This is a genomic window from Azospirillum sp. P4_B5 (assembly GCF_056402275.1).
Map to the genome: position 1 here is coordinate 40,740 of NZ_JBFUHT010000012.1, position 21,124 is coordinate 61,863.

A 21,124-nucleotide genomic window follows, 5' to 3' on the forward strand; every position below is an offset into this window, starting at 1 on the left:
GTGCAAGCCCGATGACCAGCTCGTCCGACACACGCTCGCCATCCGACAGCCTCGGCCTCGTCCTCGACGAGCATTTGCGATGGGTCGGGCAGTGGCACCGCGCGGTATTCTTCCGCGGCGGGCAGGGGGGCGAGCGGGTGTCGGCGCCGGCCTCCTTCGCGGCGTGGTGCGTGGCGGTCAACGCCGACGATCTGGCTCACCAGCCCGCCGTGGAGAAGCTGGTCACCCTGCATGAGCAGATGCACCGCAAGGCCAAGCTGCTTCTGCTGAAGGCGGCCGGCGGCGAGAGCCCCAGCGAGGCCGACTATGAAGGAGTGATCGCCCGTTTCGAGGAATTCGTCCTGCATCTCCGCCGGGTCGAGCGCGCTTTCGGTGCCGCGGCGAGCGGGCTGGACCCGCTGACCGGCCTGCGCACCCGCCGTGGCATGCAGGAGGCCTTGGAGCGCGAGCACAACCGCTTCCGCCGGAACGGCCCGGCCTTCTGCGTCGCCATCTGCGACATCGACCGCTTCAAAGGCATCAACGACACCTTCGGCCACGACATCGGCGACCGCGTCCTGGCCGCCACCGCCGCCGCCATCAGCCGGGGCATTCGCAGCTTCGACGAGGCCTTCCGCATGGGCGGGGAGGAGTTCCTGATCTGCCTGAAGGAAACCGGCCTTGCCGAGGGCTTCCGGGTCATCGAGAGGCTGCGCGGCGAGCTGGCGCGGACTCCGGTGGTGCTGCCCGACGGGCGGCGGATCGCGGTCACCGCCTCTTTCGGGCTGGTCGAGGCCGGAGAGGAACTGCCGGTGGAGGAGATGGTGGTCTGCGCCGACCGCGCCCTCTATCAGGCGAAGAACAGCGGCCGCAACCGCGTGGTCCGCTATGGGGTCGACCAGCCGGAGGGTGTGGCGGGACGGTCGGCGCTTCCGAACCGACGCTGATTTTCGTTTTCCGAACGGTGCATCCGGCGGCATCGCGTAAGGGCGGCTTGGCCGAAGCGGGTCCGCCGGGTTAGGATCGGGGTCTATACAGGCCGCGGCACGAGATCCATGCGCACCAACACCGAATTCCCCAACCTGTTCATCCTTGACCACCCGCTGATCCAGCACAAGCTGACGCTGATGCGGGCCAAGGAACGCTCCACCGGCGGCTTCCGCACCCTGCTGCGCGAAATCTCGCTGCTGATGGGCTATGAGATCACCCGCGACCTGCCTTTGACGACCGAGCGGATCGACACGCCGCTCCAGCCCATGGACGCGCCGGTGATCGCCGGCAAGAAGCTGGCCATCGTGCCGGTGCTGCGCGCCGGCCTCGGCATGGCCCAGGGCCTGCACGAGCTGGTGCCGTCGGCGCGCGAGGGGCACATCGGCCTCTACCGCGACCACGACACCAAGATGCCGCACGAGTATCTGGTGAAGCTGCCCGAGGCGGAGGGCCGCCTGTTCATCGTGGTGGACCCGATGCTGGCGACCGGCAACTCTGCCGTCCACGCCTGCGACGTGCTGAACCGTCACGGTGTGGACGACGAGAACATCCGCTTCATGGCGCTGGTGGCGGCGCCCGAGGGTATGCGCGTCTTCGCCGCCGCCCACCCGCGGGTGAAGGTGTTCACCGCCTCGCTCGACAGCCATCTGGACGAGAACGCCTACATCGTCCCCGGCCTGGGCGACGCGGGCGACCGCATGTTCGGCACCAAGTAACCACAAACGGCGGCCGCATCCCTGTCATACCGTCAGGAGAAAGGGGTGCGGCATGTTGTCATTGCGAGTTATTCGCACAGTGTGACACCATAGGGGTCCCGTTCGACACATCCCTATGGGCGTAACCGGCCTTGACGACGGACACCTTTCAAACCCCCGGCCCGACACCGGGCGGCCCGGTTCAGGCCGCCGGCTTCCGTTCCTCCCTGTGGGCCTCGCTGTGGCATCGCGTCGGTTTCAGCGGCTGGACGCTGGCGACGCTGGTGATCGCGGCGCTGGTCGCCCTGCCGGTGATTGCGGTGATCAGCCGCGTCTTCGTGCCGACGGACGGGGTGTGGCAGCATCTGGTCGAGACGGTGCTGGCGGAGTATCTGCTGAACACCGTACGCCTCGTCTTCGGGGKGGGGCTGGGCACGCTGGTGATCGGGGTGGGCACCGCCTGGCTGGTCACCATGTGCCGCTTTCCCGGCAGCCGTACGCTGGAATGGGCGCTGCTGCTGCCGATGGCGGTGCCGGCCTACGTCATGGCGTACGTCTACACCGACCTGCTCCAGTTCGTCGGCCCGGTGCAGACCGCGCTCCGCGAGGCCTTCCACTGGTCGCGCCGGGATTACTGGTTTCCCGACATCCGTACGCTTGAAGGTGCCGCGTTGATGATGACGCTGGTGCTCTACCCGTACGTCTATCTGCTGTCGCGCGCCGCTTTCCTGGAGCAGTCGGTCTGCGTGCTGGAGGTCAGCCGTACGCTCGGCCGCGGGCCGTGGCGCAGCTTCTTCACGGTGGCGCTGCCGCTGGCCCGCCCCAGCATCGTCGCCGGTCTGGCGCTGGTGTTGATGGAGGTTCTGGCCGATTTCGGCACGGTGCAGTATTTCGCCGTGAACACCTTCGTCACCGGCATCTACCGGACGTGGTTCGCCATGGGCCAGCCGGTGGCGGCGGCGCAGCTGGCCGCCGTGCTGATGCTGTTTGTCCTGGTGCTGGTGCTGATGGAGCGCTGGTCGCGCCGGCAGGCCCGCTACCACCACACCACCACCCGCTACCGCCGCCTGCCCAAGCATGAGCTGAAGGGCTGGCGCGCCGCCGCCGCCATGGCGGCCTGCGGGCTGCCGCTGCTGCTCGGCTTCCTGCTGCCCGCCGGGCTGCTGGTCCGCATGGCGGTCACCGCGGGGGATCAGGCCTTCGGGCCGGTGTTCCTGACGCTGGCCCGCAACAGCTTCACGCTGGCGGCTCTGGCCGCCGTGCTGGCGGTGTCGCTGGCGCTGGTCCTGGCCTACGGTCAGCGGCTGCGCCCGACGCCGCTGCTGAAGGGCGCGGTGCGCGTCGCCGCCATGGGTTACGCCATTCCCGGCTCGGTGATCGCGGTCGGCGTGCTGATTCCCTTCGCCCATCTCGACAACGCCGTGGACGCCTTCTTCCGCCAGACCTTCGGCGTGTCCACCGGCCTGGTGCTGAGCGGCACCATCGCGGCGGTGCTGTTCGCCTATCTGGTCCGCTTCCTGGCGGTGTCCTTCAACACGATCGAGGCCAGCCTGGGCAAGATCCGCCCGACGATGGACTTCGCCTCGCGCGTGCTCGGCCACACGGCGGGGCGGACGCTGATCCGGGTGCACGCGCCGATCATGTGGGGCAGCCTGCTGACCGCCGGCCTGCTGGTCTTCGTCGACGTGATGAAGGAACTGCCGGCGACGATGATCGTGCGGCCCTTCAACTTCGACACGCTGGCGGTGCGCGTCTACACGCTGGCCTCCGACGAGCGGCTGACCGAGGCCGCCACCGGGGCGCTGGCCATCGTCGCGGTGGGCATCGTGCCGGTGATCCTGCTCAGCCTGTCCATCAGCCGCTCCCGCCCTGGCCAGACCGACGAGTGAGGCTGTTGCCCCCGCCGCAACAGTGTTGAGCGGTGCTGGGGCTTTATCCGGCGGACTGGAAAGAATACCTCTCTCTCAGCGATGTTGCCTGAGGAGAGCGTCCGATGACCGCCGAAACCGTCCGTCCCGTCCTGACCGCCGTCGAAGGCATGGAAGCGTCCGACGGGGCCGGCGTGCGCATGACCCGCATGGTCGGCACGCCGCGCCTGCGCATGCTCGATCCCTTCCTGATGCTGGACTATTTCGGGTCCGACACGCCGCAGGACTATCTGGCCGGCTTCCCCGACCACCCGCACCGCGGTTTCGAGACGGTCACCTATATGCTGGCCGGCCGCATGCGCCACTGGGACAACCACGGCCATGAGGGCGTGATCGAGACCGGCGGCGTGCAATGGATGACCGCCGGGCGCGGCGTGATCCATTCCGAGATGCCGGAGCAGACCGAAGGGTTGATGAAGGGCTTCCAGCTCTGGATCAACCTGCCGGCGCGGCTGAAGATGAGCGACCCGGCCTATCAGGAGTTCGCCGCCGACCGTATCCCGGTCGAGACGCGCGAGGGCGGGACCACGGTGACGGTGATCGCCGGCACCACCGGCAACGGCACCGCCGGCCCGGTGCGCAGCGGCCCGACGGAGGCCCGCTACTTCGACGTCAGCCTGCCGGCGGGTGCCGCCTTCTCCGAGCCGGTGCCCGCGGGTCATACGGCGGCGCTGGTGGTCTTCGAGGGATCGGTGGTGGCGCCCGGCAGCTCCGTCCGGCTGGGCGGGCCGCGGGTGCTGGTGCTGGGCGAGGGTGACCGGGCGGAGATCACCGCCGGCCCGTCCGGGGCGCGCTTCCTGCTGCTCTCCGGCCGACCGATCGGCGAGCCGGTGGCCTGGGGCGGCCCCTTCGTCATGAACAGCCGCGAAGAGGTGATGCAGGCGTACCGCGACTACGAAGAGGGCAAGTTTTAAAGCCACAAAAACGAAAAGGGCGCGTCTCCACCGCTGGGACGCGCCCCTTCGTTACGCCGGACGGTGGCTTACTTCCAGCCGGCGCGATCCATGATCTTCAGAGCCTCGGCGTTGTTCTTGCCGTAGACGGCGGCGTTCAGCGGGTCTTCCTTGAACTTGCCCCAGGTGACCAGAACCGGCGCGGTCTCGGCCCCGGCGACGATCGGGTACTCGTAGTTCTTTTCCGTGAACATCTTCTGGGCCTCGGGGCTGACCAGATACTCCAGGAACTGGATGGCCTGCTCCTTGTTCGGCGCGTTCTTCATGACGCCGGCGCCGGAGACGTTGACATGGGTGCCGCGGTCGCCCTGGTTGGGGAAGATCACGCCCAGCTTCTCCGCGATGGCCTTGTCCTCCGGCTTGGCGGAGGAGGCGATGCGGGCGAAGTAGTAGGTGTTGGTCACGGCCACGTCGCCTTCGTTGGCGGCCACGCCCTTGATCTGGTCGGTGTCGCCGCCCTGCGGCTTGCGCGCCATGTTGGCGACGACGCCCTTGGCCCACTCCTCGGTCGCCTTCTCGCCGTGGGCGGCGAGCAGCGAGCCGACGAGCGACTGGTTGTAGACGCTGGTCGAGGAGCGGACGAGGACGCGGTCCTTCCACTTCGGGTCGGCCAGCTCCTCGTAGGTCTTGATCTCGTCCGGCTTCACCGAGGCCTTGTTGTAGACCAGGATGCGGGCCCGCTTGGAGATGCCGAACCAATGGCCTTCCGGCTCGCGCAGGTGGGCCGGGATGGCCTCCTCCATGACCTTGGAGCGGGTCGGCTGGAGCAGACCGGCCTCCTGGGCGCGCCACAGGCGGCCGGCGTCCACGGTGATGAACACGTCGGCGGGGCTGTTGCCGCCTTCGGTCTTCATCCGCTCGATCAGCTCCTCTTCCTTGCCCTCGATGACGTTGATCTTGATGCCGGTCTTCTTGGTGAAGGCGTCGTAGAGGTCCTTGTCCACATCGTAATGGCGCGCGGAGTAGATGTTCACCTCGGCGGCGCTGGCGAGACCCGTCATGGTCAGCAGCGTGGCGGCGATGGTGGCGGCAAACACGCCGCGCGATCCGATGTGCATCCTCGTGACTCCCGAATTCTTGTCGGTTCACGCCCGCAATTGCGAAGCGTTCTCATGCGCCGACTTGACCATTCGGGGGGCGGGGTGTCAAGCGTGAACGATAACCGTTCTCAATATTCAAAAAGGATGCGGAGCGGAACGATCATCGCGGACTAAGACGCCAACCAAAGGTGTAAAGGCTTGTTCGTCTTTGGGGTATGCCTATAATCCGTTCGCGGTGCCCGCCGTCGGGCGGGATCGCGAGCGGCCGATCGGGGCGACAATTGGGGAGCGTCAGGATGCGTTGGACAGGTCTCTTCGCTTTTGGTGCGGCGCTGCTGTCCGCGCTGGCCGCCACGCCGGCCTCTGCCGTCGACTTCTCCAAATCCGCCGCCGAGTACGGCCCGGAAGGCGCCTGGACCAGCCGCTGCGAGATCGACCGCATGACCGACACCAAGGTCTGCCGGCTGATGAACTACCGGCTGTTCGACGACGGCAAGGAGGTCGGTTTCGTGGCGCTGAGCGTCATCCCGACCGGCAACGACTACCACCTGTTCCTGACGACCAGCCAGGGCATGATCGACAACTGCGCCATCCGCGTCGACCGTCAACCGCGCATCGAGACGCAGATCGCCACGCTGAACATGTGCATGTTCCCGAACTTCGTGTCGGGCCGCGTCGTGGACCAGTTCCGCAACGGCTCCACGGTGCTGGTCCGCGTGAACTTCCTGCGCGCCGGCAAGCGCGACATCGACTTCCCGCTGAACGGCTTCTCGCGCAACTTCGAAGAGATGCAGCGCAGCCTGCAATGACCGGACGAACCGGACGACATTAGTAAAAACGGCGCGGAGTGATCCGCGCCGTTGTCGTTTCCGGACCTGTCTTCGGCCTCACCGCCAGCCGCTGCGGCCCCGGCGGTCGTCCTCGTCGAACAGCTCGGCCAGCTTGTTCATCATGGTGCCGCCCAGCTGCTCGGCGTCCACGATGGTGACGGCGCGGCGGTAGTAGCGGGTCACGTCGTGGCCGATGCCGATGGCCACCAGTTCGACCGGCGAGCGGGTCTCGATGTACTCGATCACCTGCCGCAGGTGCCGCTCCAGATAGTTGCCGGCGTTGACCGACAGGGTCGAGTCGTCCACCGGCGCGCCATCGGAGATCACCATCAGGATTCGCCGCTGCTCGGGCCGCCCGATCAGGCGGTTGTGCGCCCACATCAGCGCCTCGCCGTCGATGTTCTCCTTCAGGATGCCTTCGCGCAGCATCAGGCCGAGATTCTTGCGGGCGCGGCGCCAGGGCTGGTCGGCGTCCTTGTAGACGATGTGGCGCAGGTCGTTCAGGCGGCCCGGATTGGCGGGCTTGCCGGATGATATCCAATGCTCTCGCGCCTGCCCGCCCTTCCAGGCGCGGGTGGTGAAGCCCAGCACCTCCACCTTCACCGCGCAGCGCTCCAGCGTGCGGGCCAGGATGTCGGCGCTCATCGCGGCGATGGAGATCGGACGCCCGCGCATCGAGCCGGAATTGTCGATCAGCAGCGACACCACCGTGTCGCGGAAGTCCATCTCCTTCTCCTTCTTGAAGGAGAGGGGGAGGACCGGGTTCACCACGATGCGGGCGAGACGGGCGGCGTCGAGAATGCCGTCGTCCAGATCGAACTCCCAGGACCGCTGCTGCTTGGCCAGGAGGCGGCGCTGCAGGCGGTTGGCCAGCTTGGAGATCACGCCTTGGAGATGCACGAGCTGCTGGTCCAGCATGTGGCGCAGCCGGGTCAGCTCTTCCGGGTCGCACAGATCAGCGGCGCCCACCACCTCGTCGAACTGGGTGGTGAAGGGCTTGTAGGCGTTGGGATCGGGCTCGTTGCGGCGGCTCGCCTCCGGGCGCCAGGGCTGGCCGGGGCCGGCGGGCTCCTCCGCCCCCTCGCCCTGGCCCATCTCGGTGTCGCCCTCCTCGCCGGTGCCCTCTTCGGCCTGCTCGCCCTGGTCGGACTCCTGCGTCTCCTGCGAGGTCAACGATTCGGCCTGGCTCTGGGTGTCGTCCTCGCCCTGGGTCTGGCCCTTGTTCGGCTCGTTCTCGTTCTCGCCGGAATCGCGCTCGTCCTCCTCCGGCTCCTGCTGTTCGTCGGGGTCGCTGCCGACCTCCATGTCCAGCTCGGTCAGCAGCTTGCGCACGGCGCGGGCGTAGGCGTCCTGATCGGCCATGTGGCCGGCGAGTCCGTGCAGATCCTTGCCCAGCCGCTCCTCGATCCAGCCGCGCCACAGGCTGACCGCGTGCTCGGCGGCGGGGGGCGGGGCGGCGCCGGTCATCGCCTCGCGGGCGATCAGGCGCAGCACCTCGGGCAGGGGAACCTGCTCGCGCTCCTCCAGCCGCTCGAAGCCCTGCTTGTGGTAGCGCTCGTCCAGCGCCGCCTCCAGGTTGGCGGCCACACCGGGCATGTGGCTGGCGCCCAGCGCCTCGCAGCGGGCCTGCTCCAGCGCGTCGTAGGCGGCGCGGGCGCTGTCGCCCAGCGGCATGCGCTGGAGATGGATGGCGTTGTCGTGGAAGCGCAGCCGCAGCGACACCGCATCCGCCGCGCCGCGCAGCGTGGCGACGTCGTGGGGGTTCAGGTCGCGCGCCGGGGTGGGGATGCGCACGCGCAGGCCGGCGACGCCGGGCGGCTCGGTGGAGAAGCCCACCTGCACGTCGGCCCGGCGGGAGAGGGCCCGCACCGCGGCAGCGGTGGAGCGCTTGAAGGCCTCGACGGGGTTTTCACGGTCGGTCATGGCGGGCTGTCAGCTCAAAATCTGGAATTCCGGCAGCCGGGCTGCCTTGCGGTCGAACGTCAGGGTGGTGGAGCAGCCGGCGTCCTGGTTCCCAATTGCCATCAACGCGTCGGAAAAGTCGGCCCCGTTGTTGCGGTAGCGATCCAACGCGCATTGCGCGGCTTCACGATCCTCTATGCACAGGTCACCGTTTTCAAGGAAGGCTTCGATAAACCTGGAAATTTCGGCGCGCGGCTGGTCGTAAACGCTTTCCATGACCCAGACGAATTCGACCAGCGCAATGCGATTGACGAAGCACCGCTTGCCATCAGCGACAATCCGACGAACCGTTGTCCGGACGAGTTCCGCCTGCTCGGCATCGTCCTTGATGACGAGCCTGACCAAAGCGTTGGTGTCGACTCCGATCATCCTTTAAGAAACCTTTGGGCGGCCCGTCGGCGAACGGCTTCATTCATTTCCTCGACCGAAACGGACCGATGAATGGTTCCTCCCATCCCGATCAGATCATCGATGGTCTTTCGGGCCTGGGCTTTCCCGCTCGACGCGGCGGCCGAGCCTGTCATGGCGTCGGCAAGTTCGAACGGTGTTCCGCTGAAGGGGTCTGGTCCGCTGGGTTCGGTCTGTCCGCGCTTCTGGTCTAGAACGCACCTTCGGAAGTAGGCGGCGATGAACACGCGGGCTGCCGAGGTCAGGGTGACCTCCGCATTGTCCGCACCCGGGCCGTGGCGCCGGAGTTGCTCCTCCAGCCGGTCCTTGATCTGGGTGCAGAGCGTGTTGACGGTGAGCCCTTCGCGCCGCGCGATGTCTTCCAACGCGTCCCACATGGCCGGCTCCAGCCGCATGCTCGTGCGGTGCCTGCCGACCATGATGGACCGGCTTGCCAGCGGCTCGTTGCTTCGTGAAAGGGCGGCGATGTGGTGGTGTACAGGATCGACATCGATTCGTGCGCAATCACCTGGCTTTAAGCCAAGCTGGTCGCGCACGGCTTTCGGCAGCATCAGTTCGCCGTCTGGGCCGACCACAACGTAATCCATGAACCCCATCGCCGTCTCCGCCTCACACCAGGTTGGCCTGAACCCCCGTCTCCGGCAACTCGGTGCCGAAGCAGCGCTGGTAGTATTCGGCGACGGTCGGCCGCTCCACCTCGTCGCACTTGTTCAGGAAGGTGATCCGGAACGCGAAGGCGATGTCGTTGAAGATGTTGGCGTTCTGCGCCCAGGTGATGACCGTGCGCGGGCTCATCACGGTGGAGATGTCGCCGTTGATGAAGCCGGCGCGGGTCAGGTCGGCCAGACGCACCATCGACGCCACGGTCTTGCGGCCGGCCTCGCTGTCGTATTCCGGGACCTTGGAAGCGACGATCTTCACCTCGGCGTCCACCGGCAGGTAGTTCAGCGTCGCCACGATGTTCCAGCGGTCCATCTGGCCCTGGTTGATCTGCTGCGTGCCGTGGTAGAGGCCGGTGGTGTCGCCCAGGCCGACGGTGTTCGCCGTGGCGAACAGGCGGAAGGCCGGGTGCGGGCGGATGACGCGGTTCTGGTCGAGCAGGGTCAGCTTGCCTTCCACCTCCAGCACGCGCTGGATCACGAACATCACGTCGGGGCGGCCGGCGTCATACTCGTCGAAGACCAGCGCGCAGGCGTGCTGGAGCGCCCAGGGCAGGATGCCTTCGCGGTACTCCGTCACCTGAACGCCGTCGCGCAGGACGATGGCGTCCTTGCCCATCAGGTCGATGCGGCTGATGTGGCTGTCCAGGTTGATGCGGATGCAGGGCCAGTTCAGGCGGGCGGCCACCTGTTCGATGTGGGTGGACTTGCCGGTCCCGTGATAGCCCTGGACCATGACGCGGCGGTTGTAGGCGAAGCCCGCCAGGATCGCGAGCGTCGTGTCGCGATCGAAGCGGTAGGCTTCGTCGATGTCCGGCACATGCTCCGTGCGCTGGCTGAAGGCCGGCACCTGCATGTCGCTGTCGATGCCGAACACTTGACGCACCGACAGGGTGATGTCGGGAACGTGATCGAACAGGGCCGAGCTGGCCTGGGTGGCTCCTTGAGAAGGCATGGGAGGTTCTTATCGTTCCAACGTGTCTGTTGTCGGGGCCGCCCGGCCAATCTGGTCCGGCCAACCGTCGGGGTTACGCACCATAGCAGGCTTTCAGCGTGTTGTAGGCCTGATTGATCTCCTTCAACTTTTCTTCGGCCGCCTTGTCCCCGCCGTTGGCGTCGGGATGGTGGATTTTCACCAGCTCGCGGTAGCGCGCCTTGATGCGCGGGAAATCCACCGGCGGGGCGAGGTCGAGGACGACCAGCGCCTCCTCCTCCGCGTTGCGGGCGGCCTGCCGGCGCTGCTTGCTTTCCTCGGACTGGTCCTTGCCGGCCTCGCGCCCGAACTCGAAGCTGAAGCCGTGCATCGCGCGGTCGCGCAGGAACTTCTCCTGCACCCCCCAGAAGCCGAGCGGCCAGCTCGGCCGCTGCCAAGTGGTGTCGCGGCGGACCTCGGCCTCGATCTGCTCGGGCTTCATGCCGGCGTAATAGTCCCAGGCGCGGTTGTATTCGCGCACATGGTCCAGGCAGAACCAGTAGTAGTCGTTGAGCTGCCGGCGGCTCTTCGGCGCGCGGTACTCGCCCTCGCCGGCACAGCCCGGATGATCGCAGGCGCGCACGGCGGTGCGCGGCTGGTCGTAGCGGCTGAAGTCATGGCGGGTGCGTGGCTTGCTCATGTGCGAAGTATGGGAAGAGGCATCCTTTCTGGCAAGCGCACGCAAGGGGGCGGTGCCGGACTGCGGAAAATGGCCGGTCTGCGGCATTGGCGTCTTGACGGGAGCGGTGCCGCGCCGTCACCTCAATCCCAAACCCGACCCAGTCCAGACCCAGTGAGGACCCCTATGGAATACGCCACCCGCATGCGCCGGAAGCTGACCGACGCGCTGGCCCCCGAGCGGCTCGACATCCAGGACGATTCCGGCCGGCACGCCGGCCATGGCGGCGCCCACCCGGAAGGCGAGACGCATTTCCACGTCACCATCGTCTCCGCCGCCTTCGCCGGAAAGTCGCGCGTGGAGCGGCAGCGGCTGGTCTATGGCCTGCTCGCCCAAGAAATGGCGGAGCGCGTTCACGCCCTCGGCCTGACCACGCTGACTCCTGAGGAGGCTCGCTGACAGCAACGCCGACAAGAACGCCCGGCCGCCGCCCGTGCAGCAAGGGAAAAGTGCCACCTGCAAATGCATACATACGCATGCAACTACTAGAGGTTCTTTTCCGTCTTCAAACATAATTGGAGTGCTGCCGTGGTTGCAATTCTCGCTGTATTTAGTAGAGTGCGGCGCATGCAACCAATCAATGCGCCGTGGGCGATGCACTTTTCGCGCGTCGTCCGGCGGGTTCGTGGAGAGGGCGGCGTATGGCGAAGCGCGGGCCGAAGAAGCGGTTAACAGTGAATCCCAACGCGTGTGTGGAACCGCTGAAGAGCATGAACATCATGATTGCCGGGCGCCGCACGAGCATGCGTCTGGAGCCGACCATGTGGGACGCTCTGGAGGACATCGCCCGCCGCGAGGGCCTGACGGTCAACGGCCTCTGCACGCTGATCAAGGACCGGCTGGACGAGCAGATCCGGCGGCGCGGCCCCGGTGGGGACAACGCGGAGGTCACCCTGACCTCGGCGGTCCGTGTCTTCATCGCAGCCTATTTCCGCCGGGCCTGCACCGAGGATGGCCACGTCAAGGCCGGGCATGGCGGCGGCGATCCCTTCGTGGGCACGCCCTTCGACCTGCCGCCGCTCGACGAGCTGGACCGGCCCGAAAGCGGGGCCGGCACCACGGCATCGGCTTTGCCGCCGGCGGCAAAGCGGGCAAGGACCAGTCGGCCCCGACCGGAGTCCCGGCCGACCCGGCCGCCGCCTCAGTCCGCGGCGTCGCGCGGACGGTCGCCGGTGTAGTGGTCTGGCCAGTTCTTTCGCACGACCTCGCCGTTGCTGTCGAAGATGTGGCAGGTGTTCAGAAGCACCGGGCGCTTGGTGCGCAGCATGTCCTCCTTGCTGCCCGCCTCTCCGCCGGCCGCCCTGGCCTTGTCGGCCTGCTCGCGCGCCAGGATGGGATAGATGGTCTGGAAGGCGGTGGTGGCGATCGGCCCCAGAAGCTCCACCAGATGCGTGCAGCCCTGGATGCCGCCCAACCGCTCCTTCACCGTGCGGGTCCAGCCCGGACCGATCTTCAGCCCGACCAGCCGCTGGAAATTGGGGGTGACGGAGCCGCAGGTCCGGTAGGGACTCTTCTCCGTCACCGCTTCCACCGCATGGACGGTCAGGTCGTTGTCCACCGTCAGGCGAAGCCACATGCCGTGCACCGGGTCGCCGGGCAGGATCTGGCCGCGCTGTTCGGTGTGGAAGGCGTAGCTCTTCACATCGGTCAGATGGCCTTCGACATCCCACAGCCCATCGGTCCGCCGATAGCCCCGGCAGGTGACTTCCCGGGTGTGGATCGGTTCGCGCGCGGCGGGTTCGGACAGCGGCATGGGGCTCTCTGACGTTCGGCCTAGTTCGGACGGCCTGATTGTTGGGGCGTACCCAGGAATATCGGTGGGGCCAGCGTTCAGGTCAAGCCGGCTCCGCCGCATTGCAGCATTACGTGTTCGGTGATCAGGGCGGAGCGCTGGCGGAGTAGTTCGATCCGAAGATGAAGGCCTCGCGGTCGCGGATCTCGTCCTCCAGATGGGCGCGGACCACGGCGAACAGGTCACGGATGGAGACGATGCCCATCACCGTGCCGTCCGACTCGCCGTTCGCGGTGACCGGCAGGTGGCGGTAGTGGTGGCGCTCCATCAGGTCCAGCGCCTCGTAGGCGTGGGCGTCCGGCCCCAGCGTGTCGGGAGAAGCGGTCATGACCTCGGCCAGCCGGGTGGCCGCCGGATCGCGCCCTGCGGCGACGACGCGGGCCGCAAGGTCGCGCTCGGTGAAGATGCCCTTCAGCGACCGGCCGCCTTCCGCTTGGTCCTGGGTGACCAAGAGGGCGGCGACGCGGCGTTCCGCCATCAGAACGGTGGCGTCGTGGACACTGGCCTCCGGGGACAGGCAGACGAGCTGCTGATCCTTGATGACGTCGGGGATGAGCTTGCGGTTCGGCATGTCCCTTCTCCCTTTATGGGTCGGCATTCCGCTGCGCCTTGGACGCGAATCGGAACTGTCGAGAAGTCTGACAGTTTGCCACCCCAACGGTCAAGGGCTTATGGTGCACCGCATCAGGCCGCGACGGCATCCTCCAGTAGCGCCCGCACCACCGCCGGATCGACGTCGCGCCGGGTGAAGGCGTCTCCCAGCGCGCGCACCAGCACGAAGGCGATGCGCCCGTCCTTGACCTTCTTGTCCTTGGCCATGGACAGGATCAGCCCGTCGACGTCCCACTCCACGCCTGGAATGTCGGTGGGGCGGACCGGCAGGCCGACGCGGGCCAGATGGGCGCGCGCCTTCTCGGCGTCCGCCGCCGGGCACAAGCCCAGCCGCACCGACAGGTCGAAGGCCAGAACCATGCCGATCGACACCGCCTCGCCATGCAGCAGGCGGGAGCCGAAGCCGGTCGCCGCCTCCAGAGCGTGGCCGAAGGTGTGGCCGAGATTCAGCAGGGCGCGGTCGCCGCTCTCCCGCTCGTCCGCGCCGACGATGGCGGCCTTGGCCCGGCAGCTTTCCGTGACGGCGTGGCGGCGGGCGTCGCTGTCGCCGGCGACCACCCGCTCGCCGTTCGCCTCCAGCCAGGCGAAGAAGCCGGGCAGGCGGATCAGCCCGTACTTCACCACCTCGGCGTAGCCGGCCAGCACCTCGCGCCGCGGCAGGGTGTCCAGCGTGGCGGTGTCGGCGATGACCAGACGCGGCTGGTGGAAGGCGCCGATCAGGTTCTTGCCGTGCGGGCTGTTGATCCCGGTCTTGCCGCCGACCGAGCTGTCCACCTGGCTCAGCAGCGTGGTCGGCACCTGGATGAAGTCGATGCCGCGCAGCGCCGAGGCGGCGGCGAAGCCGGTGATGTCGCCGATCACACCGCCGCCGAGCGCCAGCAGGACCGCCGACCGCTCGATCCCGCGCGCCAGGACGGCGTCCATCAGCCGTTCGAAATGGGCGAAGTCCTTGGTCTTCTCGCCCGCCGGCAGGACGATGGCCTGGGTCGGCTCGATGCCGGATTCGCGCAGCGTGCGTTCCAGCGTCGGCAGGTGCAGCGGAGCGACGTTCTCGTCGGTGACGACGATGGGGGCCTTGCCCCTGGTGATCGCGGCGATGCGCGGTCCGGCGCCGTCGAGCACCCGATCGCCGACCAGGATGTCGTAGCTGCGCGGGCCGAGGTCGAGGCGGACGGTGTCGGTGCCTGCGGGGATGTCTGAAGCGGGGGTGTCTGAGGTCATGGCGGAATCAGGGCTTGTCGTGGTGGTGGTGCGCCGGGTGGCGGTGATGATGATGGTGCGCGTGGGGCAGGGTGATGCCGAAATGCGCCTCCAGCGCCTCGATCACCTGTTCCACGGTCGCCTCCGGCGGGCGCTCGTCGCTGATCACCGTCAGGTCGGCATCCGCATAGACGGGGTAGCGGGCGGTCATCAGCCGGCTCAGGATCTCTTTCGGGTCGCCGGCGTTCAGCAGCGGGCGGTGGGTGCGCCGCGCCGTGCGGGCCAGCAGCACGTCCAGCTCGGCGCGCAGCCAGATCGACAGGCCGTGGGCGCGGATGGCCGCGCGCGTCTCCGGGTCCATGAAGGCGCCGCCGCCGGTCGCCAGGATGTGCACCGGCTGTTCGGTCAGCAACCGGGTGATGATCCGCCGCTCCACCGAGCGGAACACCGCCTCGCCGTCGCGGGCGAAGATTTCCGCGATGGAGCAGCCCGCCGCCGTCTCGATCTCCGTGTCGGCATCGACGAAGGGCAGGTGCAGCCGCGCGGCCAGCCGTCGCCCGATCGCGCTTTTCCCGGCGCCCATCAAGCCGACCAGCACCACCGTCTTCGGCAGAATCTTCGAAGGGGCTTGCGGTTGTCCCTGCGGTGGTAGGCGGGCGGTCATGGTGCTGTGAACTTTCCTGATGCAAGACCGGGGTGCCGGTGTTCGATTCGGTCGCAGGGGCCTGCGCATGTTGCACAGCGGCGCCCCCGTGGCTAAAGTGGTACGTCCGGCGTTCATCGGCCATCGGGCCAGCGGTGCGGACGGTGTGCGATGATTAGCATGAAAGCGCACCCTTGTCCCAAGCCGCACGGACGCAGACCGTGATACAGCGCCGCCGTTCCTTCCACAGAAACACGACTCCGATCGCCATGAGCCGGGTTATTTCCATTCTTTTCGTCCTGTTCCTGTTCGTCATCGGGGGTGGCATGGCCTTCCTTGCCTCCTGGGACATGCCGGCACCGTCCAAGACGGTGGAAAAGGTCATTCCGGATGAGCGGTTCCCCCGCTGACGCCGGGGACGCCGACGGGGACGCCGCTGGGCGCCGCCGCCGGTTCGCCGCTCCGTCACGGGGCGGAAGGGCCGGTGCCGGCGCCGTTTCCATGTTTGCCGCAGCTCCTCTGGTGCTGGCCCCTCTGGCCCTGGCTTTGTCCGGTGCCCTGATGGGAGCGGCGACGCCGGCCCAGGCCCAGACCTATACCCAGGCCGTGCCTTCCGGGCCGCCGATCCGCCTGTTTCCGCCGCCGGAAACGATGGCTGCTCCCGACGTCGGGGCCGGGGCTGGGGCCGGGGCCGGGCGGGCGCTGGACGATCCGCTGGCCGCGCCGGGACCGTCCGTTGCTCCGCTGTCCCTGACGGTGCCCGTCCATACGCCGTCCTTCGACGTGGTGCCCACCGTTGCGTCGCCCTCGGCCATCGCGGTGGAGACGCTGGGGCCGCTGGACCCCGATGGCGCCGGTCCTCTGGCGGGCGCCGCCGGGCTGGGCGGCGACCCCTGGCGCGGCATCCCGCGCGCCGAGGTTCTGGCCCTGCTGCCGGAACTGCCCACCCTTACCCCGTCGCCCGCCGTGAAGGAGCTGCAGCGCCGCCTGTTGCTCAGCCACGGCTCGCCCGCCGCCGCTCCGGGCGAGCCCGAGCCGGCGCGCCGCTTCGGCGCGCTGCGGGTGGAAAAGCTGGCGGCTATGGGCGACCCGCGCGGGGCCGCCGACCTCGCTGCGCTGCTTCCCGAGGCGATGATGGCCGACGAGGCCGCCGCCCGCGCCCTGACCGACGCCGAACTGCTCGCCGGCCCGCTGGACTGCGCCGCCGCGACAGAGCGCGCCAAGCCCTTCTCCGGCCCCTATTGGCAGCGGGTGGCGCTGTTCTGCCGCCTGCGCGCCGGACGGATCGGCGGGGGAATGCCCACCGAGGCCGGGGCCGCCCCGACGGGGGACGACCTCGCCTTCGAGATGCTGCGCGAGCAGCCGGGCGGCGATCCCGATTTCCTGCGGGTGGCCGAAGCGATGGCCGGCGGTCCGACGCTGCGGCTGCGCAGCCTGAAGGACCCCAGCCCGCTGACCCTGGCCGCCCTGCGGACGCTCCAGGCCGCGCTGCCGCCGGACGTGCTGTCCCTGACCGACCCGGCCCGTCTGGCCGCGGTGGCGTCCTACAACGGCACCGACCCGGCGACCCGGGCGACCGCGGCGGAGCGCGCCGCCGTCGCCCTGTTCCTCGATTCCCGGCGGCTGGCGGAGGCGTACCGCGCCGCCCCGGCCAAGGGCGACGAGTTTCTGCGGCTGAAGGACGCCGCGGCCCGCGACCGCACCGCCCGCACCCGCGCGCTGGTGCAGCAGGCCATGCTCGCCGCCATGGGGGGCGGGCGGCGGGTGGAACTGGCCGGGCTGGCGCTGGAGCTTCTCGACCCGCCGATGCTGGGCGGTCCGGTGGGGGCGGTGGTGGCGGACATGCTCGACACCCTCTCGCCGACTCCGGACGCCGCCGCCCTGGCCCCCGCCGCCGCGCGGCTCTGCTTCGCGCTGGGCCGGGCCGACAAGGGCAAGCGCTGGTACGACCTCGCCCTGCGCAGCCGCCCGACGGCGGAGGTGGCGCGGCTGTGGCCGCTCGCCGTCATCGCGCTGGGTCCGCCACCGGGCGGTGGGGCGCTGGGCCTCGCCGGCTGGCTCGACGAGTCGCTGCGCGGCGCCGATCCGGAGGCCCGTGGTCGCGTCGCCGGGCAGCTGGCCCTGCTCCAGGCGATGGGCGTCGCCGTGCCGGAGGAGGCGTGGCGCAAGACCGCCGACCCCGAGGATACGGCGCCCATGCCCGCCGACAGCCGCCCCGCGATGGCAGACCCCGCTTTGTGGCAGCGGCTTGTCGAGGCCGCCGCCGACCGGCGCGTCGGCGAGACGGCGCTGGCCGCCCTGCTGCTGCTCGGCAACGCCGGGCCGGCGGGCACGCCGCCCGCGGTGGTGGCGCGTGCGCGCCGTGGGTCTGGACAGCGATGCCCGCGCCATCGCCCGTGAAGCCGCCGCGGCCCTGGCCGGATGAGTCCCATGCCCAAAACGACCCCGCCAAAAGCCCAGCCAAAAGCCCAGCCGCAAACCCGGCCGAAGCGGCGCGGACGCCCCTGCAAGCCGCGCCCGATCGCCACCTCGCCCCATGTCGACGCCTTCCTGGACATGCTCACGGCGGAGCGCGGGGCTGCGCTCAACACCCGCATGGCCTACGAGCGCGACCTCGCCGACCTCGCCCTCTGGCTGGCCCAGCGCGGCCAGCCGCTGGAGAAGGCGGGGACGGAGGATCTGCGCGCCTACCTCGCCTTCCAGTATGTGGAGGGCGGGCAGAAGCCGGCGCCGCGCACGCTGGCCCGCCGCCTGTCGGCGATGCGCCAGTTCTACCGCTTCCTGGTCTCGGAAGACCGGCGGGCGGACGACCCGGCCTCGGCGCTGGACAGCCCCAAGCAGGGCCGCCCGCTGCCCAAGATCCTGACGGTGGAGGAGGTCACCCGGATGATCGACTCCGCCCAGACCCGCGGCGGGCCGGAGGGATTGCGGCTGGTCGCCCTGCTGGAGGTGCTCTACGCCACCGGCCTGCGCGTGTCGGAGCTGGTCGGCCTGCCGATGGCGGCCATCCTGCGCGACGGGCGCGGGCTGATCGTGCGCGGCAAGGGCGGGAAGGAGCGCATGGTGCCGCTGTCCGAACCGGCCTCCGCCGCGCTCGGCGCCTATCTGCCCTGGCGGAGCCACTTCATCCTGGCCGGGCGGGAGAACGGGCCGATCGCCTTCCTCTTCCCGTCGCGCAGTTCCACCAACGGCCATCTGACGCGCCAGCGATTCGCCCAGCTGCTGAAGGAGCTGGCCATCGAGTCGAACATCGACCCGGAGAAGGTCAGCCCCCACGTGCTGCGTCACGCCTTCGCCACCCACCTGCTCGACCGCGGGGCGGATCTGCGCTCGGTCCAGAAGATGCTGGGCCACGCCGACATCGCCACCACCCAGATCTACACCCACGTGGTGTCGGAGCGGCTGAAACAGGTCGTGCACGAGCATCACCCGCTGGCCCGGCGAAAAACCGTTCGTACGCAATAGTGTTGCGCTAAAAGGGGTTGCTCCTTTCAAAAGATACCAATCCGGCTATGGCAGGTTCTCCCGCTGTGGTATAGCCCTGGTTCCAATGGGGTTGGCTGGCGCGGGTGCGTCGGACCGCCCTCGCGACGAACTGGGGGAACCGCATGGCCACGACCATCTCCGGGCTTGAGATCCTGGGTCCGATCACGCCGGGCTTCGAGGCAATCCTGACGCCGGAGGCGCTGGCCTTCCTGGCGGAGCTGGAGGGCCGGTTCGGGTCGGAGCGGTTGCGCCTGCTTGACGTGCGGACCAGGCGGCAGGCGCTGATCGACCAGGGGCACAAGCCGGACTTCCTCCCGGAGACCCGCGCCATCCGCGAGGCCGACTGGACCATCGCGCCGCTGCCGCACGACCTGCTCGACCGCCGGGTGGAGATCACCGGGCCGGTGGACCGCAAGATGATCATCAACGCGCTGAATTCCGGCGCGAAGGTCTTCATGGCCGATTTCGAGGATTCGAGCTGCCCGTCCTGGGCCAACCTGATCGAGGGGCAGGCCAACCTGCGCGACGCCGTGCGCCGGACCATCGCCTTCGACGATCCCATGTCGGGCAAGAAGTACCGTCTGAACGACAAGACCGCCGTCCTGAAGGTCCGCCCGCGCGGCTGGCATCTGGAGGAAAAACACGTCCGGTTCGATGGCGAACCGGTGTCCGGCGCGCTGTTCGACTTCGCCCTCTACGCCTTCCACAACGCGCAGGAGCTGCTGGCCCGCGGCTCCGGCCCCTATTTCTACCTGCCGAAACTGGAAAGCCATTTCGAGGCGCGGCTGTGGAACGAGGTGTTCTCGGTCGCCGAGGATTATCTGACGATTCCGCACGGCTCGATCAAGGCCACCGTGCTGGTGGAAACCATCCTGGCCGCCTTCGAGATGGACGAGATCCTCTACGAGCTGCGCGACCATTCCGCCGGGCTGAACTGCGGGCGCTGGGACTACATCTTCAGCTTCATCAAGAAATTCCGCAACGACCCCGCCGCCGTCCTGCCCGACCGGGCGGAGGTGACGATGGCGACGCCCTTCCTGCACTCCTACAGCCTGCTGGCGGTCAAGACCTGCCACCGCCGGGGCGCGCCGGCCATCGGCGGCATGGCCGCCTACATCCCGGTGAAGGACGACCCCGCGGCCAACGAGACGGCCTTCTCCAAAGTCCGCGCCGACAAGGAGCGGGAGGTGTCCAACGGCCATGACGGCACCTGGGTGGCCCATCCCGGCCTCGTTCCCGTCGCGCGGGAGGTGTTCGACGCCTACATGCGCAAGCCCAACCAGATCGACCGCAAGCGCGCCGACGTCGCCGTGACCGCCGCCGACCTGCTGGCCGTGCCCGAGGGGCCGAAGACGGAGCGCGGCCTGCGCAACAACGTCGCCGTCGCCATCGGCTATCTGGAGGCGTGGCTGCGCGGCATCGGCTGCGTGCCGCTGTTCAACCTGATGGAGGACGCGGCCACCGCGGAGATCAGCCGCACCCAGCTCTGGCAGTGGGTCCATCACGGCGCTGCGCTCGACGACGGGCGCCCGGTGACCATGGAGCTGGTGGACGAGACCATCGCCGAGGAGTTGGCCGCCTGGAAGGCCCGCGTCGGCGACGGCGCCTTCGAGCGAGGCCTGTACGAGGACGCTGCGGTGATGCTGCGCGACCTCGTGGAGCGCGACGACTTCGTGGATTTCCTGACCCTGCCGGCCTACGACCGCATCGTCGCGCAAGGGGCGTGAGGGCGTTGCCAAGCCCACGGCGTGTTCACCATATTGGTGTCGGCACATCACCCGAAGGGGCCGCCATGGGACGCAACGCCGCCGCGTATGGAGACGATTTCTACGGCTGGACGCAGGAGCAGGCCGGGCTTCTGCGCGCCGGCAAGCTGTCCGAAGTGGACGCCGAAAACCTCGCGGAGGAGATCGAGAGCATGGGCCGCAGCGAGGCCGACCGTCTGCGAAGCTGCCTGCGCCTGATTCTTCTGCATCTCCTGAAATGGCAGGAACAACCCGCCCGCCGGTCGCGGAGCTGGCGCAACAGCATCCAGCGGGAGCGGGACAACGCGGCCCTCGTGTTGGAGGACAACCCCAGCCTGACGCCCAAGCTGCCCGCGCTGTTCGCCAAGGCCTACCAGCTTGCCCGGCGTGAGGCCGCCCGCGAAACCGATCTGCCGGTGGAGCGTTTCCCCGAGGACAGCCCCTTCACGGTGGAGCAGACCCTCGACCCGGCCTTCCCGGACGATCTGGAGGACGGCTGGCGCCGCAGCTCCCGGACCCCGCCGATCTGACATTGCGTATCTGACATTGA

Annotated in this window: 22 protein-coding genes; 12 read left to right on the forward strand and 10 right to left on the reverse strand. The window is 68.6% G+C overall.

Annotation, left to right across the window (positions count from 1 at the left end; all coding sequences use genetic code 11):
- The first annotated feature begins 11 nt into the window (after window positions 1-11).
- The 4 genes from AC1DVI_RS11655 to AC1DVI_RS11670 all read left to right on the forward strand — a co-directional run bounded on the left by AC1DVI_RS11655 (window position 12) and on the right by AC1DVI_RS11670 (window position 4,506).
- Window positions 12-926 carry a diguanylate cyclase gene (locus AC1DVI_RS11655; protein ID WP_476958109.1) on the forward strand — a complete coding sequence of 305 codons (915 nt, stop codon included), beginning with the start codon at window positions 12-14 and terminating at the stop codon, window positions 924-926.
- A gap of 108 nt (window positions 927-1,034) precedes the next feature.
- Window positions 1,035-1,685 carry a uracil phosphoribosyltransferase gene (upp, locus tag AC1DVI_RS11660; RefSeq protein ID WP_476958110.1) on the forward strand — a complete coding sequence of 217 codons (651 nt, stop codon included), beginning with the start codon at window positions 1,035-1,037 and terminating at the stop codon, window positions 1,683-1,685.
- A gap of 131 nt (window positions 1,686-1,816) precedes the next feature.
- On the forward strand, window positions 1,817-3,553 hold the full coding sequence (locus tag AC1DVI_RS11665; protein WP_476958111.1) for an ABC transporter permease: 1,737 nt from the start codon (window positions 1,817-1,819) through the stop codon (window positions 3,551-3,553).
- Between the two features lie 104 nt (window positions 3,554-3,657).
- Window positions 3,658-4,506 (forward strand): pirin family protein, encoded by an 849-nt coding sequence (locus tag AC1DVI_RS11670; RefSeq protein ID WP_476958112.1) that lies wholly within the window; start codon window positions 3,658-3,660, stop codon window positions 4,504-4,506.
- 68 nt (window positions 4,507-4,574) lie between these two features.
- Here AC1DVI_RS11670 and AC1DVI_RS11675 read toward each other — a convergent pair whose 3' ends face one another.
- Window positions 4,575-5,603 (reverse strand): Fe(3+) ABC transporter substrate-binding protein, encoded by a 1,029-nt coding sequence (locus AC1DVI_RS11675; RefSeq protein WP_476958113.1) that lies wholly within the window; start codon window positions 5,601-5,603, stop codon window positions 4,575-4,577.
- Window positions 5,604-5,881: 278 nt separating this feature from the next.
- Between AC1DVI_RS11675 and AC1DVI_RS11680 the strand changes: the two genes are divergently transcribed.
- The gene (locus tag AC1DVI_RS11680) at window positions 5,882-6,394 is read left to right on the forward strand and encodes an invasion associated locus B family protein (RefSeq protein WP_094301712.1); all 513 of its coding nucleotides are present in this window, start codon (window positions 5,882-5,884) and stop codon (window positions 6,392-6,394) included.
- A gap of 78 nt (window positions 6,395-6,472) precedes the next feature.
- On the opposite strand, the gene cobT is transcribed toward AC1DVI_RS11680, so the two are convergent.
- The 5 genes from cobT to AC1DVI_RS11705 form a co-directional block, all read right to left on the reverse strand.
- The gene (gene cobT, locus AC1DVI_RS11685) at window positions 6,473-8,338 is read right to left on the reverse strand and encodes a cobaltochelatase subunit CobT (protein ID WP_476958114.1); all 1,866 of its coding nucleotides are present in this window, start codon (window positions 8,336-8,338) and stop codon (window positions 6,473-6,475) included.
- Window positions 8,339-8,347: 9 nt separating this feature from the next.
- Entirely contained in the window at window positions 8,348-8,746 is a 399-nt protein-coding gene (locus AC1DVI_RS11690) for a PIN domain-containing protein (protein ID WP_476958115.1), read from the reverse strand.
- A complete protein-coding gene (locus AC1DVI_RS11695) occupies window positions 8,743-9,381 on the reverse strand; it encodes a ribbon-helix-helix domain-containing protein (protein ID WP_476958116.1) in 639 nt (212 codons plus the stop codon). Before AC1DVI_RS11695 ends, AC1DVI_RS11690 begins: the two co-directional genes overlap by 4 nt.
- A 13-nt stretch (window positions 9,382-9,394) precedes the next feature.
- Complete coding sequence (gene cobS / locus AC1DVI_RS11700) at window positions 9,395-10,399, reverse strand: cobaltochelatase subunit CobS (RefSeq protein ID WP_014239256.1); 1,005 nt, start codon at window positions 10,397-10,399, stop codon at window positions 9,395-9,397.
- A 73-nt stretch (window positions 10,400-10,472) separates the two neighbouring features.
- Window positions 10,473-11,057, reverse strand: coding sequence for a J domain-containing protein (locus tag AC1DVI_RS11705; protein WP_149164134.1), 585 nt, complete (start codon window positions 11,055-11,057; stop codon window positions 10,473-10,475).
- 165 nt (window positions 11,058-11,222) lie between these two features.
- Between AC1DVI_RS11705 and AC1DVI_RS11710 the strand changes: the two genes are divergently transcribed.
- Window positions 11,223-11,495 carry a BolA family protein gene (locus tag AC1DVI_RS11710; protein ID WP_014239259.1) on the forward strand — a complete coding sequence of 91 codons (273 nt, stop codon included), beginning with the start codon at window positions 11,223-11,225 and terminating at the stop codon, window positions 11,493-11,495.
- Window positions 11,496-11,806: 311 nt separating this feature from the next.
- Entirely contained in the window at window positions 11,807-12,274 is a 468-nt protein-coding gene (locus AC1DVI_RS11715; RefSeq protein WP_476958117.1) for a ribbon-helix-helix domain-containing protein, read from the forward strand.
- Here the strand turns inward: AC1DVI_RS11715 and AC1DVI_RS11720 are convergent.
- The 4 genes from AC1DVI_RS11720 to AC1DVI_RS11735 all read right to left on the reverse strand — a co-directional run bounded on the left by AC1DVI_RS11720 (window position 12,238) and on the right by AC1DVI_RS11735 (window position 15,364).
- Window positions 12,238-12,849, reverse strand: a complete 612-nt coding sequence (locus tag AC1DVI_RS11720; RefSeq protein ID WP_149164136.1) for a DUF2889 domain-containing protein — start codon at window positions 12,847-12,849, stop codon at window positions 12,238-12,240. The genes AC1DVI_RS11715 and AC1DVI_RS11720 overlap by 37 nt on opposite strands.
- 124 nt (window positions 12,850-12,973) lie before the next feature.
- Window positions 12,974-13,459, reverse strand: a complete 486-nt coding sequence (locus AC1DVI_RS11725) for a CBS domain-containing protein (protein WP_149164137.1) — start codon at window positions 13,457-13,459, stop codon at window positions 12,974-12,976.
- Window positions 13,460-13,572: 113 nt separating this feature from the next.
- Complete coding sequence (aroB, locus tag AC1DVI_RS11730) at window positions 13,573-14,721, reverse strand: 3-dehydroquinate synthase (RefSeq protein ID WP_476958118.1); 1,149 nt, start codon at window positions 14,719-14,721, stop codon at window positions 13,573-13,575.
- 7 nt (window positions 14,722-14,728) lie between these two features.
- Window positions 14,729-15,364, reverse strand: a complete 636-nt coding sequence (locus AC1DVI_RS11735) for a shikimate kinase (RefSeq protein WP_476958119.1) — start codon at window positions 15,362-15,364, stop codon at window positions 14,729-14,731.
- Between the two features lie 200 nt (window positions 15,365-15,564).
- Between AC1DVI_RS11735 and AC1DVI_RS11740 the strand changes: the two genes are divergently transcribed.
- From AC1DVI_RS11740 to AC1DVI_RS11760, 5 genes are all read left to right on the forward strand, one after another.
- Window positions 15,565-15,753, forward strand: coding sequence for a hypothetical protein (locus AC1DVI_RS11740; protein WP_237904351.1), 189 nt, complete (start codon window positions 15,565-15,567; stop codon window positions 15,751-15,753).
- Window positions 15,754-15,844: 91 nt separating this feature from the next.
- Window positions 15,845-17,743 carry a hypothetical protein gene (locus AC1DVI_RS11745; RefSeq protein WP_476958120.1) on the forward strand — a complete coding sequence of 633 codons (1,899 nt, stop codon included), beginning with the start codon at window positions 15,845-15,847 and terminating at the stop codon, window positions 17,741-17,743.
- A 21-nt stretch (window positions 17,744-17,764) separates the two neighbouring features.
- Complete coding sequence (xerD, locus tag AC1DVI_RS11750; RefSeq protein ID WP_476958121.1) at window positions 17,765-18,808, forward strand: site-specific tyrosine recombinase XerD; 1,044 nt, start codon at window positions 17,765-17,767, stop codon at window positions 18,806-18,808.
- A 143-nt stretch (window positions 18,809-18,951) separates the two neighbouring features.
- Window positions 18,952-20,556 carry a malate synthase A gene (gene aceB, locus AC1DVI_RS11755; protein WP_476958122.1) on the forward strand — a complete coding sequence of 535 codons (1,605 nt, stop codon included), beginning with the start codon at window positions 18,952-18,954 and terminating at the stop codon, window positions 20,554-20,556.
- A gap of 65 nt (window positions 20,557-20,621) precedes the next feature.
- On the forward strand, window positions 20,622-21,104 hold the full coding sequence (locus AC1DVI_RS11760; protein WP_476958123.1) for a DUF29 domain-containing protein: 483 nt from the start codon (window positions 20,622-20,624) through the stop codon (window positions 21,102-21,104).
- The last annotated feature ends 20 nt before the right edge of the window (window positions 21,105-21,124 follow it).

Coding starts and splice junctions, on each gene's coding strand:
- AC1DVI_RS11715 (WP_476958117.1), top strand. CDS start 11,807: ATGAACATCATGATTGCCGGGCGCCGCACGAGCATGCGTCTGGAGCCG.
- AC1DVI_RS11725 (WP_149164137.1), bottom strand. CDS start 13,459: ATGCCGAACCGCAAGCTCATCCCCGACGTCATCAAGGATCAGCAGCTC.
- AC1DVI_RS11680 (WP_094301712.1), top strand. CDS start 5,882: ATGCGTTGGACAGGTCTCTTCGCTTTTGGTGCGGCGCTGCTGTCCGCG.
- AC1DVI_RS11670 (WP_476958112.1), top strand. CDS start 3,658: ATGACCGCCGAAACCGTCCGTCCCGTCCTGACCGCCGTCGAAGGCATG.
- AC1DVI_RS11760 (WP_476958123.1), top strand. CDS start 20,622: ATGGGACGCAACGCCGCCGCGTATGGAGACGATTTCTACGGCTGGACG.
- xerD (WP_476958121.1), top strand. CDS start 17,765: ATGAGTCCCATGCCCAAAACGACCCCGCCAAAAGCCCAGCCAAAAGCC.
- AC1DVI_RS11720 (WP_149164136.1), bottom strand. CDS start 12,849: ATGCCGCTGTCCGAACCCGCCGCGCGCGAACCGATCCACACCCGGGAA.
- AC1DVI_RS11690 (WP_476958115.1), bottom strand. CDS start 8,746: ATGATCGGAGTCGACACCAACGCTTTGGTCAGGCTCGTCATCAAGGAC.
- AC1DVI_RS11705 (WP_149164134.1), bottom strand. CDS start 11,057: ATGAGCAAGCCACGCACCCGCCATGACTTCAGCCGCTACGACCAGCCG.
- AC1DVI_RS11675 (WP_476958113.1), bottom strand. CDS start 5,603: ATGCACATCGGATCGCGCGGCGTGTTTGCCGCCACCATCGCCGCCACG.
- AC1DVI_RS11655 (WP_476958109.1), top strand. CDS start 12: ATGACCAGCTCGTCCGACACACGCTCGCCATCCGACAGCCTCGGCCTC.
- AC1DVI_RS11710 (WP_014239259.1), top strand. CDS start 11,223: ATGGAATACGCCACCCGCATGCGCCGGAAGCTGACCGACGCGCTGGCC.
- aroB (WP_476958118.1), bottom strand. CDS start 14,721: ATGACCTCAGACACCCCCGCTTCAGACATCCCCGCAGGCACCGACACC.
- AC1DVI_RS11735 (WP_476958119.1), bottom strand. CDS start 15,364: ATGACCGCCCGCCTACCACCGCAGGGACAACCGCAAGCCCCTTCGAAG.
- AC1DVI_RS11695 (WP_476958116.1), bottom strand. CDS start 9,381: ATGGGGTTCATGGATTACGTTGTGGTCGGCCCAGACGGCGAACTGATG.
- aceB (WP_476958122.1), top strand. CDS start 18,952: ATGGCCACGACCATCTCCGGGCTTGAGATCCTGGGTCCGATCACGCCG.
- upp (WP_476958110.1), top strand. CDS start 1,035: ATGCGCACCAACACCGAATTCCCCAACCTGTTCATCCTTGACCACCCG.
- AC1DVI_RS11745 (WP_476958120.1), top strand. CDS start 15,845: ATGTTTGCCGCAGCTCCTCTGGTGCTGGCCCCTCTGGCCCTGGCTTTG.
- cobT (WP_476958114.1), bottom strand. CDS start 8,338: ATGACCGACCGTGAAAACCCCGTCGAGGCCTTCAAGCGCTCCACCGCT.
- cobS (WP_014239256.1), bottom strand. CDS start 10,399: ATGCCTTCTCAAGGAGCCACCCAGGCCAGCTCGGCCCTGTTCGATCAC.